Raw genomic sequence first — 15,251 nt, 5'->3', positions numbered from 1 at the left:
CTGATTCCCTGTCGGGATGAGCCGCAGCGATTTGGAGCGCCTGAGCAAGGAGGAACTGATCGAGCTGGTGCTGAAGCTGCACCGGCCGGAGAAGACCTCGCGCACCTCGTCCAAGCCGCCGGCCACGGATCGCAAGGAGAGGCGGGAGAAGTCCCGTCCCGGCGGGGCCAAGCCCGGGCATGAGGGCCACAAGCGGGCGCTGACCCCGGATCCGGATCAGGTGGTGGAGCATCGGCCCTGCGCCTGCTCGTCGTGCGGCGAACCACTGCCGGCCGACCTTCCGGCCGAGGTCGTCAGCGTGCACGAGCGGATCGACCTGCCGCTGGTTCGCCCGGTGGTGGAGCAGCACCGGCGCCTGTGCGTGACCTGCCCGGCCTGCCGGACCCGGGTCGCCGCCCGACGCCCGGCGGGAGCCGACGCGACACCCTTCGGGTCGCGGCTGCACGCGGTGGCGACCTACCTGAAGACCTTCCAGGCGCTGTCCTACGAACGGTTGCAGGCGGCGTTGTCGGACCTGTTCGGGCTGAAGCTCAGCCAGGGCGGGCTGATGAACGTGCTGCGGCGCGCCCAAGGCTGCTTTGCCGGGGGCCGGGACGCGGCGCTGGCGCGTCTGCGGCAGGCGCCGGTGGTGGCCTCGGACGAGACCGGGGTGCGGATCGAGGGCACCAACAGCTGGCACTGGGTGTTCCGCTGCGAGGAGGCGGTGGTGCATCACGCCGCCCCGAGCCGGTCTGCTGCTGTCGTCGGCGAGGTGATGGCCGGGCACCGGCCTTTGGTGTGGCTCTCGGACCGGTACTCGGCCCAGCAGGGACACGGCGAGCGCCAGCAGACCTGCCTGGCGCACCTCGCCCGCGACGTGGCCTATGCAGCCGAAGCCAGCGACGACCTGCTCGCCCTGCGGTTCAAGTGGTGGCTCGACAACGCCTTCGGGCTCGCCCGCCGGCTGACCGCGTTGGCCGCCTCGACCCTGGCGCGCAAACGGCGCGAGTTGGAGGGGGATCTCGACGCCCTCCTGAAGGTGCCCGCCACCTGCGACCTCACCCGAGCGCTCCAGACCCGGATGCAGCGGGCGCGCGACCAGCTCCTGACCTTCGTGGCCTTCCCGGGGAAGGTCGACGTGACCAACAACGCCTGCGAGCGCGACCTCCGGCCGGCCGTGGTCCAGCGCAAGGTGACAAACGGCTATCGGGCGATGTGGGCGGCCAAAGGCGAGGCAGACGTGCGCACCGTCGTCGCCACCGCCGCCCTCCGGACCAAGGCCACGCCCTTCACCACCCTGCTCGCGACCATCACCGCCTGAGCAACCCCCCCTCCAAGTGAAAGAGGGGGGGGCGGAAAACGCGCGTGCCGAAAAATACCCCCTGGGTAATTACCTTCCCTTGTCGAAGGCGGTATGAAAAAATCATACCGACGGCGTCGACCATCCGGGGGAGCTGCGATCATCGCGGCCACGACCAAGCGGACCTTCAGCCTGCCCGACGAGCAATCGCACTATATCGACAGCCTGGTCGCCTCCGGCACCTATGCGACCGGCAGCGAGGTGGTGCGGGCCGGTCTGAGAGCCCTGCAGGAGCGCGACACGGCGGTCGAAACCTGGCTGCGCGACGAGGTCGTGAGGGCCTACGATGCGATGATCGGCGACCCGAGCCGCGGACGATCCGTGGATGACGTGCGCGCCGGTCTTCGTGACCGCCATGCCGCCCGGCTGTGGGATGCCGATCGGTGAGCCCGACGGTCGTCCTCTCACCGGAGGCCGAAACCGATCTGCAGGGCATCGACGACCATGTTGCGGAGACGGCCGGGACGACGCGCGCCCTCGGCTATGTCGAGCGGATCCTGGCCCATTGCGAAGGGTTCGCGACCTTTCCGGAGCGCGGGCGAAGACGTGGCGACCTTCGCCCGGGTTCACGGGTGACGGGATTCGAGCGCAGGGTCACGATCGACCAAGTGGTGATCGACTGAATCCTCTACGCGGGCCGGAACGTCGAGGCCGCTTTCGACGCGGACGATGCGCCGTAGGGCACGCCCGGCCCGACATTCCTCACAACCGCGCCAGCAGCTCCGTCTTCTTCGCGGCGAACTCGGCCTCGGTCAGCACGCCCTTGCGGTGCAGCTCCGATAAGCGCTCGATCATTCCGAAGACGTCACCGGTCGGGGCGGTCGGGGCATCGGCCGGCTTCGAGGGGGCCGGCGGCGAATAAGCCTCCGGCTCGGGCGCAGCATAGGACGCGGCCTGGGGCGCGGGGCCCGCCTCCTGCCTGCCCTCGTTTTGCGCAGGCTCCCCCACCACCGGCAGTTCCTCCAGCCGCACCGGGCCGTGCTGGCTGGTGAAGCTCAAGGAGTACGAAGAGCCCTGCTGCTGCGAGACGCCGCCGATCTGGTGGTCGCCGGTGTCGTAGAGCGTCACCCGGCCGCCGGTCTCGATCGCCAGGCGGCGGGATTCGGGGAAGAAGGCGTAACGCGTGTCGTTCTGCGAGCCGGAGGTCGCCGGCTGGCCGAGGCCGTCCGGCCACCAGGAGCCGCCCCAAGGTCCACCCTCCGACTGATTCCAGGACCCGCCCGAGCCGGAACCCTGGCTCTGGCTCGATCCCCAGCCCGATCCCTGGTTCTCCCCGGTGGCGAGCGGCGCCAGCTCGTCGCAGAGCGCGACGACCCTGGCCTTGAGACCGGAATTGAACATGTCGCCGATCATCGTCATCCCGCCGGCGGACCACTGACCCATGCCGCCGAGATCGGGATGGTTGAACTGCGCCATCCGGCCGTGGCCGCGGGCGAGCGCGTCGAGGAGGTGGCGGACGGCATCAGGGCCGACGCCGTGGCGGGCGGCGATCGCGTCGAGGTCGGGCATCGGTCAGGTCGCTCCGGAGCAGAAGCCGGACTTAGCGCAGTCCCTGCCCGAGGGGAACGCCCCCGGGAAGCACCAGGCGTCAGCCGGTCCCCGGCCACATCCCGCGCAGGCGTCCCAGCAGCCCGCCGGGCCGGCGGGGCAGGGGCGGGATCGTCGGCGAGAGGTGCCAGGAGCCCGGATCGGCGCGCAGGTCGCTCTCCCGCAGGGAGTCGATCCGGGCGATCTTGTCGAGGAGTTCCGCCGCCACGGTCTCGGGCTCCCGCAGCAGGAAGTTGACGGTGAAGCCGTCGCCGGCGTGGCTGCTGGTTCCGACCGGGTAGTAGTAATGCGCCTGCGTGCCGGTGATGAGGTCGATCAGCCGGTAGGTCCCGCTCAGCTTGAGCCGGTCGGCGAGCGCGATCACCCGCCGACCCGGCGGCGCGAAGAGCAGGGTGTGGAAGGCCGAGCCGTTGGCCCCGAGGATCACCCGGTGGCGGGCGAAGAGGCGCACCTGCTCGGGAAAGCTCAGGAGCTCCGGGTGGACGATCCGCACCCCCTCGCGCTCCAAGACGTGCGTCACCGCCTCCTCGTTGGAAAAGCGCCGCACGCCGCCGGTCAGGCGGGTCTTCGAGAGGTAGACCGGCTGCGGGTCGGCATCGACCTCCTCGGGCGCGTAGTAGCCGCGCCCGATCTCCCGACACAGATCGGCCATGACCGGGAAGGCGTAATCGTCCTGCTGCAGGGCGGCCTGCGGCGCCAGGAGGGTCGGGATCCGGACCGGCCGGCCGAAACTGGCGAGATCCATCACGGTGAGGCCCAAGCGGCCGAGGATCTCCGGGATGAACGGGGTGCCGCTCCAGTCGGCGTCGAGTCCCGGCCCGTGGCAGAGCAGGGTCGGGCGCAGGCCCCTCCCGTCGAGGTCGAGGAGCGGCCAGAACCGCGCCAGGGTGTTGATGACGAAGTGGCCGTAATGCGGGTGGATCGCCCCGACATAGAGATAGGTGCCCTCCGGCGCCTCGTCGGTCACCGGGCCCTGATGCGCGGGCCACTCGGTCGTCTGCCAGGTCGGGGTGCGGTCGCCGCTGTGGTGGTCGAGGGATTCGGGCACCATCCGGCGCGCGGCGTCGAAGATCACCGGCACCTTGTCGAGGTCGGGCACCCGCATGAGGTAGTGGGCATCCTCGACCAGGCGCAGGGCCGGCCGGCCCTGCCGCACGTCGGCACGGCCGTAGAACGCTTCGCTCCGCTGCAGGATCATGCCGAACTTGAGTTCCCGTCGCCCGCGAAGCCTCAGGGCTGCGCCGCCGGGCTCGCATCCCCCGGCACTTCGATCACTGCCCTTAAGCCGCCGAGGGCGGCCGCGTCGAGACGCAGGCGCCCGCGATACAGGGCGGCGAGGTCGGAGACGATGGAGAGGCCGAGGCCCGAACCGGGCTTGGTCTCGTCGAGCCGCCGGCCGCGCTCCAGCACCGCGGCCCTTGCCTCCGGCGGCAGGCCGGGCCCGTCATCCTCCACCGTGACGATCAGGTGCGGGTACTCGCCCTGGCCGATCACCTCGGCGCGGATCGAGACCCGGGCATGGGCCCATTTGGCGGCGTTGTCGACGAGGTTGCCGATCATCTCCTCGAAATCCTGGCGCTCGCCGCGGAAGCGCAAGCCCGGGGTGACGCTGGTGTCGAAGGTCAGGTCCTTGTCGTAGAAGATCTTGCCGAAGGTGCGCACCAGAGCCGCCACCACCGGCTCGACGTCGGTGAAGGTGCCGAGCGCGCCGGCCAAAGCCGCGGCCCGGGCCCGGTCGAGGTGGTAGTTCACCTGGTCGCGCATCACCGCGGCCTGCTCGCGCACCTTCACGGCGAGTTCGCTGTTGGCGTCCCCCGCCGAGGCTTCGTTGACGATGATGCTCAACGGGGTCTTCAGCGCATGCGCCAGGTTGCCGACCTGGGTGCGGGCCCGCTCCAGGATCTCGCGGTTGGTCTCCAGCAGCAGGTTCACCTCGCCGGCCAGCGGCGCGATGTCCCGCGGATACTCGCCCGAGATGCGGTCGGCCTCGCCGCGGCGGATCGCGCCGAGGGCCGCCCGCAGCTTGATCAGGGGCGCGAGGCCGAAGCGGATCTGCAGCAGGGTGGTGAGGCCGAGCGAGAGGCCGAGCAGCGAGAAGGTGGTGGTGAGCGCCAGCGTGAAGCGCCGCATGTCGGCGGCGATCTCGTCCGACGGGCCGGCGACCCGCACGATGTAGCGGCCCTCCTCGCCGAGATCGACGGTGCGCTCGATGATGCGCAACGGCCGGTCGTCCTGCGCCTTGCCGTAGCCCTTGCGCAATTGCCCGGCCCCGGCCTCGCCGACGGCGTTGTCGGGGGGCTGGAGCGGCACGCCGACGAGGGAACGCGAGGTGCGCAGGTCCCGCGGCCGGGCATTGGGCCGGCCGACCTGCCAGTACCAGCCCGACAGGGGCAGGTCGAAGCGCGGATCGCCGAGCGCCCCGAAGCTGCGCGCCTCGGAATCGGACGGGGAGACGAGGTTGGTGGCGAGATCGTTGGCGTAGACGAGGAGCCGGCTGTCGAAGGCCCGCTCGGTGGTCTCGCGGTAGAGAGTCGAGAGGATCAGCCCGGCGATCAGCAGGATCAGCGCGCTCGAGATCAGCGACGAGACCGCCAGGCGCACCGCGATCGAGCGCTTGCGCCACGGCCGCCAGCCGAACCAGCGGCGCGGCGTGGCGGGGGCGACGCCGCCGGCGAGCCCCGTTTCCGGCTTTGCCTCGGCCGCGGCCCGGCCGGGACCGGTCACGGCTGCTTTCCGCCGGCGCCCGCGTCGATCAGGTAGCCGAGGCCGCGCACGGTCTGGATCAGGTCGACCGCGAGCTTCTTGCGCAGGCGCCCGACGAAGACCTCGATGGTGTTCGAGTCGCGGTCGAAATCCTGGTCGTAGAGGTGCTCGGTCAGTTCGGCCCGGGAGACGACCCGGCCGGTATGGTGCATCAGGTAGGAGAGCAGCCGGTACTCGTGCGAGGTGAGCTTGACCGGGCTGCCGTCGACGAAGACGCGGCCCGACCGCGTGTCGAGCACCACGGGGCCGACGCTGATCTGGCTCGTGGCGTGGCCGGCGGTGCGGCGCAGGAGCGCGCGGACCCGCGCCAGCAGCTCCTCCATGTGGAAGGGCTTCGTCACGTAGTCGTCGGCGCCGGCATCGAAGCCGTTGACCTTGTCGCTCCAGCGGTCGCGGGCGGTGAGGATGATGACCGGCGTCTTCACCTGCGCCCGGCGCCAGCCCGACAGGACCGAGACGCCGTCGGCCTTCGGCAGGCCCATGTCGAGGATGATGCAGTCGTAGGGCTCGGTCTCGCCGAGGAAAGCGCCCTCCTCGCCGTCGAACGCCTTGTCGACGGCGTAGCCCGCCTCCTCCAGGGCGCTCACGACCTGGCGGTTGAGATCCCGGTCATCCTCGACCACGAGCAGACGCACGACCCGAATCCCTTCGCTCACAGCAAATCCGCGGCAGACCCGCGTTTCACCACTGGCCGGCCACTTTCCCCGACCGGGCATCCACCATCACGTGCACGAACTGCCCGTCCTTGCGCAAGGCCGTCAGCATGTAGACCAGCACCTCGTCCCGGCGGCAGAGATTGGCCCGCACGATGTCGGCCCGCGGCACGGCGGCCCGCGCCGCCCGGATCGCCGCCACCGGCTCGACCACCCGCTTCTCCGCCACCGCCTCGCGCAGGTCGCCGGAGGAGAGGCAGGTCTGGGCGGTCTCGGCGGCCTTGACCGGCCGGGCCGGCACCGCCCCGGTGGGGGTCTCGTCCCGCTCCTCCGCGGCCGCGAGCCAGCCCGAGGCGCCGGCGAGGCCGACGACGGCGGGGAGCAGGAGAAGAACGAGCTGGCGCATGCCGGGGACCATCGTCGCCGGGCACTGAATGCACCCTGAATGCGAAAGTGCCTGGGTCGGGAGCGTCGGGGCGGTCACATCCTCGTGTGCCGCGAGGTCCGGCTGGGGCCGGCCGTGGCTTGAGGCTGTGTCGTGGGTCGGTGTCGTGGGTCGGTGTCTTGGGTCGGTGTCTTGGCACTGTGTCTTGGCACTGTGTCTTGGCACTGTGGTTTTCCTGGCGCGGGTGAACCGATCCGGCGGCATGGCGGTTATGGTTAAGGCTGCGTTCACCGCGCCGGCCGACCCTGCCGGCCACCATCCAGGGAGAGGCCATGCGCTCCGCCGCTTTCCCGTTCCTCGCCGCCGTCTGGTGCTGCGCCGGAGCGGCTTTCGCCCAGGACGCTACCCCCGTGATGACGCCGGCGGCCGCCATCGCCGATCTGGGGAGCGCGCCCTTGCTGCTGCGCATCCGCCCGCGGGACGAGGCGCCGGAGGACGGTCCGGGCGCCGACGCGACCGAGGCCGCCCGGGAGGCGGAAGCCGCGCGCCAGGCGGCCGTCGCCCGTGCCGCGGCGGCCCGGGAGGCGTTCGAGGCGCGGATCACCGCCCGGGCCAACCGGGCGATCGCCTCGGTCTGCACCGGGTGTCTCGGGCCGGTGCCGCCCTCGGTGGCGCTGGCGCCACCGGACGCTGTGCCTGCGCCGCCGCGGCTGGTGCCGGCGTCGGTCGCGATGACGGAGCCCTGAGACGGAGCGGTGATCGACGGGGTTGACGAAAGGTCCGAGTCGGCTTCCGCTGTCATCGGCGGACGCGGCGGAGCTGTGTCCGTCCCGGTCGACTCGGAGCAGGGGGCATCGGCGAGCATGGCCGCTGACATCGAACTCGTGTTGTTCGACCTCGACAACGTCCTGTACCACTACGACCGCCGCCGGCGCGTCGACTATCTTTCAGGCATCACCGGCATCCCGGCCGACGCCATCTACGCCGCGATCTGGGACAGCGGCCTGGAGTTCCAGGGCGATAGCGGCGCTCTCTCGCCCCGGGCCTATCTCCAGGCCTTCGGCGAGCGGATCGGATATCCGGTCAGCCTGACGGACTGGCTGGAGGCGCGCCGCGCCGCGATGGCGCCCGACACGGAGGTCCTCGCGCTGGTCGAGCGGGTGAGGGCCGCGACGGCCGTCGCCATCCTGACGAACAACTCGGAATTGCTGACGGGACACATCGACGTGCTGTGCCCGGAACTGCGGCCCCTGTTCGGGAATCGGATCCACGCCTCGGCCTCGTTCCGCACGGCCAAGCCCGATGTCGCCTGCTACCAGCGCTGCCTCGCGGGCCTCGGGGTGAGGCCGTCGGCGGTGCTGTTCACCGACGATCTGCCCGAGAACGTCGCGGGCGCGCGGGAGGCGGGGCTCCACGCCCATCATTTCACGTCGGTCGACGCCTTGCGCCGGGACCTCGCGGCGCGGGGAATGGATGTGTAGGATTGCTGATCTGACGGGCGTCAATCGTCTCAACGCGTGCCGAGCCGCCTCCCCGCTCGCTTCAGGGTGCCGTTCATCCGGGTTTGCCAACCATCGCCCGTTACCTTGAACGCTTCGACCACGTCGCGATCCAGGCGGATGGTCACTGGCACCTTTGTCACGTCGGCCCTGGGCCGGCCGCGCGGGCGCGTCAATGCTGTATAGGGTGCGGGCGGCAGCACCTCGGCGGCTGGCCGCATCCTCGCAAATCGCTCCGCCGTGATCTCCGGATTGTCGGGATCCTGCGCGATGCCGGCCTGGATCTCCGCCTCCTCGGCGTCAGTCAGGGGGGTAGGCTCGCCTTACGCGTGGTCATTGCGACTCCTCTCACTGCGGCTTGCCCGCCATAGGCTGATGGCTGAGATGGCCTCGCTGCCGACGAGGGCAAAGACCAGGGACGCGAGCTTCCCATCGAGGAAACCGATCGCAAGGAAGCGCGGGCGGCCGTCCGACGCGGGCCTGGCCGCCTCGACCACGGCGTCCATCCATTCGAACCGGTCGCGCGCATCGGCAAAATCCATCCGATGCTTGCGGATGTTGCCCTCGCGCTTGAACTCGTCCCAGACCATCCGCAGGTCTCACCGTTCCATGCGGAGGCCTCGCACGCAAGATTTTCGTGCGTACAAAAAATGTCGGCTCGGTCCCTGTCTCCGCCCAACAATCTGCCCGGGTCTGCCGATCGCCTCGAAACTGCCGCCGCGATCATCCGAATCCGACCGACTGCCGATCTCCGCACCTCCGTCGATCATCGCAGCCCACCACCCTGGACCTCCCACGCCCGATCGGGCAGGGCAGGGCGCCAGACCCGCCGACCCGAGAGCGACGTGATCCGCCCAACCCTCCCATTCCTCGCCGCCCTCCTCACCCTCGCCACCCCCGCCCAGGCCGTGGTCGGCGGGAGCGAGGCGCCCGGTGCGGCGCTCGCGCGCTCCAGCGTGATGGTGCTGTCCTCCCGCGGCGGGGTCTGCACCGGCATCGTGCTCGCCCGCGACGTGATGCTCACCGCCGCCCATTGCGCCGCGCCCGGGGCCGAGCACCGGGTGCATTTTCGCGACGAGAAAGGGGAGCCGGTACTTCTCGGGGTCGCTGCCCGGGCGGTGCATCCGGGCTACGATGCCGGCGCCATCGCCGGGCGGCGGCGCTCGATCGACCTCGCGCTCCTGCGCACCGACACCGCCCTGCCGGCCCGCTTCGTCCCGGCCGCCCTGACCGAGGCGCCGGTCGCCGCCGGCACGCCGCTGACGCTCGGCGGATACGGCGTGGCGCGGCCCGGCGACCATCGCAGCACCGGCACCTTCCGCATCGCCACCCTGCCGCTGGTCGAGCCCTACGGCCCGAGCCGGATCCTGGTCTGGCTGAAGGGCGCGAGCGCCTCCGGCGCCTGCGAAGGCGATTCCGGCGGGCCGATCGCCGGCGCCGGCGGGGCCGTGCTCGCGGTGACCACCTGGGCGAGCGGGGCCGGCAAGGGATCGGAAAAGTCGCCGTGCGGCGGCGTTTCGCAGGGCGTGCTGGTCGCGCCGCAGCGGGCCTGGATCGACCGCACGACGGCGGGCTGGGGCGCCGCGCCGCGCTGGGAGTGAGCCTCCTGCCACCGTCACGCTCATGGTTTCGTTCCTGCCGCGGTTCTCTGCCGGTGCGGAACCACACCCCTTCCGCCAGACTTCACTTGTCGAGCGTGGCCGCACGCTTCTAGGGTGGTTCCATGCGCGTCTCTCCCTTCCGCCTCCGCCCCGCTCTCGCTGCCCTCGCGGTGGCCGCGCCCCTCGGCCTGTGGAGCGGCTCCGCCGGCGCCGTGGTCCGGGGCGAGGTGACCCGCGATCCCGACGGCCTGCGCGGCTCGGTGGTGCGGATCGAGAGCACCACCGGCGAGATGTGCTCCGGCTCGCTCATCGCCCCCGACCTCGTGCTGACGGCGGCCCATTGCGTGATGCGCAAGGCCGGCTACTGGGTCGTGGCCGTCGACCGCAATTTCCGCCAGCGCCGCCTGCGGGCGATCGCGGCGGCGATGCATCCGGATTTCGTGCCCGGCACCACGCCCGAGACCCAGCCCGGCACCGACCTCGCCATCCTGAAGCTCGACCAGCGCCTCGGCCCCGATTTCCGCCCCCTCGACACCCGCTCCGGCGGCGACATCGCGCAAGGGGACAACGTCGCGATCGCCGGCTACGGCGTGGTGGCGGAGAACCGCCGCGGCACCGCCCGCGTGCTGCGCCAGGCCCGCCTCGTCTCGCTGGGCGAACTCCAGGTCGCCAACACCGTCACGGTGGTGGCCGACCGCCACACCCTCGCCGAGACCGCCGGCGCCGGCGCCTGCCTCGGCGATTCCGGCGGGCCGATCCTGCGCGCCGGCCCCGGCGGCTACCAGCTCGTCGGCGTGGTGAGCTGGTCGAGCGGCGCCGCCCAGCAGGGCCGGGTCCGCACCGCCTGCGGCGGCTTCACCGCCGTCACGCCGATCGGCCTGCATGCCGGCTGGATCAACGCGCGAGCCGCCGAGCTCGCCCGTTTCGAGCCCGGCGAGGCGATGCCGGCGGGGAACCGCCCTCATCCGGCGGACTGGACCGGGGGGCGCTGACGACAGCTTGACTGTTCGGCGGCAAGGTCTTCCAACGGGCTCCATCAGATCCCGGAGTGTCCGATGAGCCAAGCCGTCTTCAGTCTCGCCCGCATCCTCGTCGTCGTGCTGTTCTGCGTCTCCGGCGCCCAGAAGCTGATGAACCCGGCCGGCGTCGTCGCCGCGGTCTCGAGCAAGGGGCTGCCCTACCCGGAGGTGCTGGCCTGGCTCACCATCGCGGCCGAACTCGGCCTCGGCCTGCTGATCGCGCTGGGCTTCTACGCCCGCGCCGCCTCGGTGCTGCTCGCCGTCTTCACCCTGACGACGATCGTGTTTTTCCACAATTTCTGGGCGATGACGGGAGACGCCGTCCGCATGAACCAGATCCAGGCGATGAAGAACCTCTCGATCATCGGCGGCCTCCTGATGATCGCCGCCGCCGGTCCGGGCCGCTTCGCTCTCAACCGTCGCTGAGCATGACGCTTTTTGTCCGAAGGACGGCGCCGGAACGGCGGCGCCCCCGGTACGTTGACCGGCCCTGAAGGAGCGCGATCGGCGACAGGAGCAGGCGAGGGACATGGCCGCGGACACGACACTGCCGGACGCGGCCTTCCGCAGCTTCGCCGAAGGCGCCGGGCTCATGATCTGGCGCGCCGATCCCCAGGCGCGCCTCATCTACGTCAATCCGGCCTGGACGGAATTCCGCGGCAGGAGCGCCGATGACGAACTCGGCCACGGCTGGAAGGACGGGCTCCATCCCGAGGACCGGGCCGGGCACGAGGCCGCTCTCGCGGCGGCCTACGCCAAGCGCCGGCCCCACAGCGCCGAGTACCGCCTGCGCCGCCACGACGGCGCCTTCCGGTGGGTCCACGGCCACGCCTACCCGCTGCACGAGGGCGACGATTTCACCGGTTTTGCCGGCTCCTGCTTCGACATCACCGAGCGCAAGGAGGCCGAGGAGCACGCCGCGCGGGCGATGGCCGAGCAGGACGCGCTCTTGGCCGAGATCTATCACCGGGTGCGCAACAACCTCCAGGTCACGGTCAGCCTGATCGGCCTCTATGGCCGCGCCGCGGCCGGCCCCTGCCGCCCGGCCTTCGATGCCCTCGGCCAACGGGTGCGGGCGATCGCGCTCGTGCAGCAGCACCTGCACGAGGCGCCGCAGATCGCCAGCGTCGACCTCGCCGAATACCTGACCCGCCTCGCGGAAGGGTTGGGCCAGCTGCGCCGGGCCGGACGGATCGCCGTGACGGTCGAGACCGGGCGCACCGCTCTCCTGGAGCCGCGCCGGGTCAACGCGCTCGGCATGATCCTGGCCGAGATCGTCGCCGAATGCCTCGACGGCACCGACGAGGGCTCAGCCTGCGTCACCCGGGTCGAGGTGCCGGGGGATAAGCCGTCCGATCCGGTGCGGGTGCGGATCACCTCGGGCGGCGTCGCCGGCGAGCCGCCGGAGGGCGTGCCGCGGATCGGCCCCCGGCTGATCGCCGCCTATGCGGCCCAGGCCGAGATCGCGGTCTCGGGCAAAGGCACCCCGGAGGCGCCGCTGGAGCTGACCCTGCCGGCGTGACACGGTGGCGGCCCGCCCGCCTGGCCTGAGATGGTGGCGGGCGGGGCGCCTCCCGCCTATATGCCGGGTCTCATCCCCATAAATCCCTTCGGGTCCCATGCTGCCGCCCATCGACGAGATCGTCTCCAACTTCGAGTTCCTGGACGAGTGGGACGACCGCCATCAGTACCTGATGGAGCTCGGCCGCAAGCTGCCGCCCCTGCCGGAGGAAGCCCACAATGAGGCCAACCGGGTGCGCGGCTGCGTCAGCCAGGTCTGGCTCGAGACGAAGGTGGACCGCTCCGGCCCCGAGCCGCGCCTGCACTTCCTCGGCGACAGCGACGCCCACATCACCAAGGGCGTGGTGGCCGTCCTGATCGCGTTCTTCGACGGCCGCACGGCCTCGGACGCCGCCCGCGCCGACGCCCTCGGCCTGTTCCAGACGCTCGGCCTTTCCGAGCACCTGACGGCGCAGCGCTCGAACGGCGCCCGGGCGATGATGGACCGCATCCGGGCCGACGCTCAAGGAGTGGCCGCCGCGGCGTAGGCGCGCCCTTGCAGCGGCGCCCCCGGGACGGCACATCCATGCGACGTGCAACATCCCGGGGAGCCGCATGACCCTTCGCCTGAGCCCGCCTGCCGCCGCGCCGACGGCGCCCGTCCGGCCCGTCACCGTCACGGTCCATGGCCGCGCGGTGACCGACCCCTATGCCTGGCTCAAGGCGGAGAACTGGAAGGACGTGCTGAAGGACCCCGCTGCCCTGCCGGCGGAGATCCGCACCCTCCTGGACGCCGAGAACACGTACGCGGATGCCGCGCTCGCCGGCACCAAGGCTCTGCGCGAGACGCTGGTCGCCGAGATGCGTGGGCGCATCCGCGAGGATGACGGCAGCGTGCCGGACCTCGATGGCCCCTTCGCCTATTACACCCGCTATCGCGAGGGCGGGCAGCACCCGCTGGTCTGCCGCCGCCCGGCCGACCGTGTCACCCCCGGCCTCGTCGGCGATCTCGCCGGCGAAGGCGAGGAGATCCTGATCGACGGCGACCGGGAAGGGGAGGGGCACGCCTTCTTCAGCCTGGAGGATGCCAGCCATTCCGACGACCATCGGCTGGTCGCCTGGAGCGCCGACACCAAGGGCTCCGAACTCTACACCATCCGGGTCCGCGACCTCGCGACGGGGCGGGACCTGGAGGACCAGATCCTCGCCACCACCGGCGACGTGGTGTGGAGCGGCGACGGACGCGCCTTCTGGTACGTCGCGGTCGACGAGAACCACCGCCCCGCGACCGTGATGCTGCACCGCCTCGGCACGCCGCAGAGCGACGACGACACGGTCTACGAGGAGAGCGATTCCGGATTCTTCGTCGGCATCGGCGAGACCCAATCCGGCGCCTATCTGGTGGTGACGGCGAACGACCACGAGACCTCGGAGGTCCATCTCGCCGAGCGCGCCACGCCCTTCGCCCCCCTGCGGGTGGTGGCGAAGCGCGAGCACAAGCTGATCTACTCGGTCGAGCATCGCGGCGACGAATTGTTCGTGCTCACCAATGCCGACGGCGCCGAGGACTTCAAGATCGCGGTGGCGCCCCTCGACGACCCGGCCCGGGCGAATTGGCGCGACCTGATCCCGCATCGCGCCGGGGTGATGATCCGCTTCCAGCACGTGCTCGCCCGCCACCTCGTGCGGCTCGAACTCGAGAATGCCCGGCCGCGCCTGATCGTGCGCGACGCGACGAGCGGCGCCGAGCATACCGTGGCCTTCGCCGAGGAGGCCTATTCCCTCGGTCTCTCGCCGGGCCACGCCTTCGACACCGATCTGATCCGCTTCACCTACTCGTCGATGACGACGCCGGCGGAGACCTACGACTATCACGCGACGACCCGCGACCGGACCTTGCGCAAGCGCCAGGACGTGCCGAGCGGCCACGATCCGGCTTCCTACGTCACCCGCCGCCTGTTCGCGACCGCGCCGGACGGCGAGCAGGTGCCGGTCTCGCTGCTGCACCGGCGCGACACCCCCCTCGACGGGACCGCGCCGCTCCTCCTCTACGGTTACGGCTCCTACGGCTCGCTGATGTCGGCGGCCTTCCGCACCAACCCGCTCTCGCTCGTCGATCGCGGCTTCGTCTACGCCATCGCGCATGTCCGCGGCGGCACCGAGAAGGGCTGGCGCTGGTACCTCGACGGCAAGCGCGAGAAGAAGCCCAACACCTTCTCGGACTTCGTGGCCTGCGCCCGCGCCCTGATCGAGGCGCGCTACACGGGAGCCGGCCGCATCGTGGCGCATGGCGGCAGTGCCGGCGGCATGCTGATGGGGGCGGTGGCCAACCTCGCGCCGGAGCTGTTCGCCGGCATCGTCGCCGACGTGCCCTTCGTCGACGTGCTCAACACCATGCTCGACGGCGACTTGCCGCTGACCCCGCCGGAATGGCCCGAATGGGGCAATCCGGGCGCCGACCTCCAGGCCTTCGAGACCATCCTGTCGTATTCGCCCTACGACAACGTCGCGGCCAAAGCCTATCCGGCGATCCTGGCCCTCGGCGGCCTCACCGACCCGCGGGTGACCTATTGGGAGCCGGCGAAATGGGTCGCGCGCCTGCGCGCCACCATGACCGGGGGTGGGCCGGTGCTGCTGCGCACCAACATGGAGGCGGGGCACGGCGGCGCGGCCGGCCGGTTCGACCGGCTGGAGGAGGTGGCGCTGATCTACGCCTTCGCGCTGGCGGCGGTGGGGGCGGAGGCGGTGGTGTAAGCGCCTGTTCGATTGACCCTTGCTCCCACCCACAACCTCATCCTGAGGCGCGAGCAAAGCGAGCCTCGAAGGAGGGCTCCAGGGAATCGCTGAGATTTATGGAGCCCTCCTTCGAGGTCAGTCGATCTGCGATCGACTAACACCTCAGGATGAGGTCGCGGGTGGGAGAGAAAAGCCCATCCCGCTCCTC

General features: G+C 71.1%; 18 protein-coding genes. 11 read left to right on the top strand and 7 right to left on the bottom strand.

What is annotated here, in order from left to right:
• Positions 1 to 16 precede the first annotated feature (16 nt).
• From tnpC to AC3AOF_RS05075, 3 genes are all read left to right on the top strand, one after another.
• On the top strand, positions 17 to 1,300 hold the full coding sequence (tnpC, locus tag AC3AOF_RS05085; RefSeq protein WP_236993540.1) for an IS66 family transposase: 1,284 nt from the start codon (positions 17 to 19) through the stop codon (positions 1,298 to 1,300).
• Positions 1,301 to 1,441: 141 nt separating this feature from the next.
• Complete coding sequence (locus AC3AOF_RS05080) at positions 1,442 to 1,726, top strand: type II toxin-antitoxin system ParD family antitoxin (protein WP_488348959.1); 285 nt, start codon at positions 1,442 to 1,444, stop codon at positions 1,724 to 1,726.
• Positions 1,723 to 1,962, top strand: coding sequence for a type II toxin-antitoxin system RelE/ParE family toxin (locus tag AC3AOF_RS05075; RefSeq protein ID WP_488347852.1), 240 nt, complete (start codon positions 1,723 to 1,725; stop codon positions 1,960 to 1,962). The genes AC3AOF_RS05080 and AC3AOF_RS05075 overlap by 4 nt, the downstream gene beginning before the upstream one ends.
• Positions 1,963 to 2,041: 79 nt before the next feature.
• Here the strand turns inward: AC3AOF_RS05075 and AC3AOF_RS05070 are convergent, their stop codons facing one another.
• From AC3AOF_RS05070 to AC3AOF_RS05050, 5 genes are all read right to left on the bottom strand, one after another.
• Positions 2,042 to 2,848, bottom strand: a complete 807-nt coding sequence (locus AC3AOF_RS05070) for an SHOCT domain-containing protein (protein ID WP_488347851.1) — start codon at positions 2,846 to 2,848, stop codon at positions 2,042 to 2,044.
• Positions 2,849 to 2,927: 79 nt separating this feature from the next.
• Positions 2,928 to 4,085 carry a glycosyltransferase family 61 protein gene (locus tag AC3AOF_RS05065; RefSeq protein WP_488347850.1) on the bottom strand — a complete coding sequence of 386 codons (1,158 nt, stop codon included), beginning with the start codon at positions 4,083 to 4,085 and terminating at the stop codon, positions 2,928 to 2,930.
• A 32-nt stretch (positions 4,086 to 4,117) separates the two neighbouring features.
• Entirely contained in the window at positions 4,118 to 5,611 is a 1,494-nt protein-coding gene (locus AC3AOF_RS05060; protein WP_442919315.1) for a sensor histidine kinase, read from the bottom strand.
• The gene (locus AC3AOF_RS05055) at positions 5,608 to 6,285 is read right to left on the bottom strand and encodes a response regulator transcription factor (RefSeq protein ID WP_236991814.1); all 678 of its coding nucleotides are present in this window, start codon (positions 6,283 to 6,285) and stop codon (positions 5,608 to 5,610) included. The genes AC3AOF_RS05060 and AC3AOF_RS05055 overlap by 4 nt, the downstream gene beginning before the upstream one ends.
• A gap of 46 nt (positions 6,286 to 6,331) precedes the next feature.
• Positions 6,332 to 6,709, bottom strand: coding sequence for a PepSY domain-containing protein (locus AC3AOF_RS05050; protein ID WP_236991815.1), 378 nt, complete (start codon positions 6,707 to 6,709; stop codon positions 6,332 to 6,334).
• A 311-nt stretch (positions 6,710 to 7,020) separates the two neighbouring features.
• Between AC3AOF_RS05050 and AC3AOF_RS05045 the strand changes: the two genes are divergently transcribed.
• On the top strand, positions 7,021 to 7,434 hold the full coding sequence (locus AC3AOF_RS05045; RefSeq protein ID WP_488347849.1) for a hypothetical protein: 414 nt from the start codon (positions 7,021 to 7,023) through the stop codon (positions 7,432 to 7,434).
• Between the two features lie 117 nt (positions 7,435 to 7,551).
• Positions 7,552 to 8,169: an HAD family hydrolase gene (locus AC3AOF_RS05040; protein ID WP_236991817.1), complete on the top strand. Its 618-nt coding sequence runs from the start codon at positions 7,552 to 7,554 to the stop codon at positions 8,167 to 8,169.
• 29 nt (positions 8,170 to 8,198) lie between these two features.
• Here the strand turns inward: AC3AOF_RS05040 and AC3AOF_RS05035 are convergent, their stop codons facing one another.
• Both AC3AOF_RS05035 and AC3AOF_RS05030 read right to left on the bottom strand, forming a co-directional pair.
• Positions 8,199 to 8,495, bottom strand: coding sequence for a BrnA antitoxin family protein (locus AC3AOF_RS05035; protein WP_488348958.1), 297 nt, complete (start codon positions 8,493 to 8,495; stop codon positions 8,199 to 8,201).
• A 15-nt stretch (positions 8,496 to 8,510) separates the two neighbouring features.
• Positions 8,511 to 8,777 (bottom strand): BrnT family toxin, encoded by a 267-nt coding sequence (locus AC3AOF_RS05030; RefSeq protein ID WP_236991818.1) that lies wholly within the window; start codon positions 8,775 to 8,777, stop codon positions 8,511 to 8,513.
• Between the two features lie 255 nt (positions 8,778 to 9,032).
• Here AC3AOF_RS05030 and AC3AOF_RS05025 point away from each other — a divergent pair, with 255 nt between their 5' ends.
• The 6 genes from AC3AOF_RS05025 (at position 9,033) to AC3AOF_RS05000 (ending at position 15,061) form a co-directional block, all read left to right on the top strand.
• Positions 9,033 to 9,788, top strand: coding sequence for a trypsin-like serine protease (locus AC3AOF_RS05025; protein WP_488347848.1), 756 nt, complete (start codon positions 9,033 to 9,035; stop codon positions 9,786 to 9,788).
• A 122-nt stretch (positions 9,789 to 9,910) separates the two neighbouring features.
• Positions 9,911 to 10,780, top strand: a complete 870-nt coding sequence (locus AC3AOF_RS05020) for a S1 family peptidase (protein ID WP_236991820.1) — start codon at positions 9,911 to 9,913, stop codon at positions 10,778 to 10,780.
• A gap of 63 nt (positions 10,781 to 10,843) precedes the next feature.
• A complete protein-coding gene (locus AC3AOF_RS05015) occupies positions 10,844 to 11,233 on the top strand; it encodes a DoxX family protein (RefSeq protein ID WP_236991821.1) in 390 nt (129 codons plus the stop codon).
• A gap of 103 nt (positions 11,234 to 11,336) precedes the next feature.
• Entirely contained in the window at positions 11,337 to 12,329 is a 993-nt protein-coding gene (locus tag AC3AOF_RS05010; RefSeq protein ID WP_488347847.1) for a sensor histidine kinase, read from the top strand.
• Positions 12,330 to 12,426: 97 nt separating this feature from the next.
• Entirely contained in the window at positions 12,427 to 12,855 is a 429-nt protein-coding gene (locus AC3AOF_RS05005; protein ID WP_236991823.1) for a SufE family protein, read from the top strand.
• Positions 12,856 to 12,922: 67 nt separating this feature from the next.
• A complete protein-coding gene (locus tag AC3AOF_RS05000; RefSeq protein ID WP_488347846.1) occupies positions 12,923 to 15,061 on the top strand; it encodes a S9 family peptidase in 2,139 nt (712 codons plus the stop codon).
• The last annotated feature ends 190 nt before the right edge of the window (positions 15,062 to 15,251 follow it).

The organism is Methylobacterium sp. 142-1Y (assembly GCF_057747795.1).
The sequence above is the reverse complement of the archived record's forward strand: the minus strand, read 5'-3'. Positions and strand labels throughout refer to the sequence as shown.

Excerpts from the sequence above, each read along its gene's own strand:
- tnpC (WP_236993540.1), top strand. The coding sequence starts at position 17 with ATGAGCCGCAGCGATTTGGAGCGCCTGAGCAAGGAGGAACTGATCGAG.
- AC3AOF_RS05070 (WP_488347851.1), bottom strand. The coding sequence starts at position 2,848 with ATGCCCGACCTCGACGCGATCGCCGCCCGCCACGGCGTCGGCCCTGAT.
- AC3AOF_RS05065 (WP_488347850.1), bottom strand. The coding sequence starts at position 4,085 with ATGATCCTGCAGCGGAGCGAAGCGTTCTACGGCCGTGCCGACGTGCGG.
- AC3AOF_RS05050 (WP_236991815.1), bottom strand. The coding sequence starts at position 6,709 with ATGCGCCAGCTCGTTCTTCTCCTGCTCCCCGCCGTCGTCGGCCTCGCC.
- AC3AOF_RS05045 (WP_488347849.1), top strand. The coding sequence starts at position 7,021 with ATGCGCTCCGCCGCTTTCCCGTTCCTCGCCGCCGTCTGGTGCTGCGCC.
- AC3AOF_RS05040 (WP_236991817.1), top strand. The coding sequence starts at position 7,552 with ATGGCCGCTGACATCGAACTCGTGTTGTTCGACCTCGACAACGTCCTG.
- AC3AOF_RS05030 (WP_236991818.1), bottom strand. The coding sequence starts at position 8,777 with ATGGTCTGGGACGAGTTCAAGCGCGAGGGCAACATCCGCAAGCATCGG.
- AC3AOF_RS05020 (WP_236991820.1), top strand. The coding sequence starts at position 9,911 with ATGCGCGTCTCTCCCTTCCGCCTCCGCCCCGCTCTCGCTGCCCTCGCG.
- AC3AOF_RS05015 (WP_236991821.1), top strand. The coding sequence starts at position 10,844 with ATGAGCCAAGCCGTCTTCAGTCTCGCCCGCATCCTCGTCGTCGTGCTG.
- AC3AOF_RS05010 (WP_488347847.1), top strand. The coding sequence starts at position 11,337 with ATGGCCGCGGACACGACACTGCCGGACGCGGCCTTCCGCAGCTTCGCC.
- AC3AOF_RS05005 (WP_236991823.1), top strand. The coding sequence starts at position 12,427 with ATGCTGCCGCCCATCGACGAGATCGTCTCCAACTTCGAGTTCCTGGAC.
- AC3AOF_RS05000 (WP_488347846.1), top strand. The coding sequence starts at position 12,923 with ATGACCCTTCGCCTGAGCCCGCCTGCCGCCGCGCCGACGGCGCCCGTC.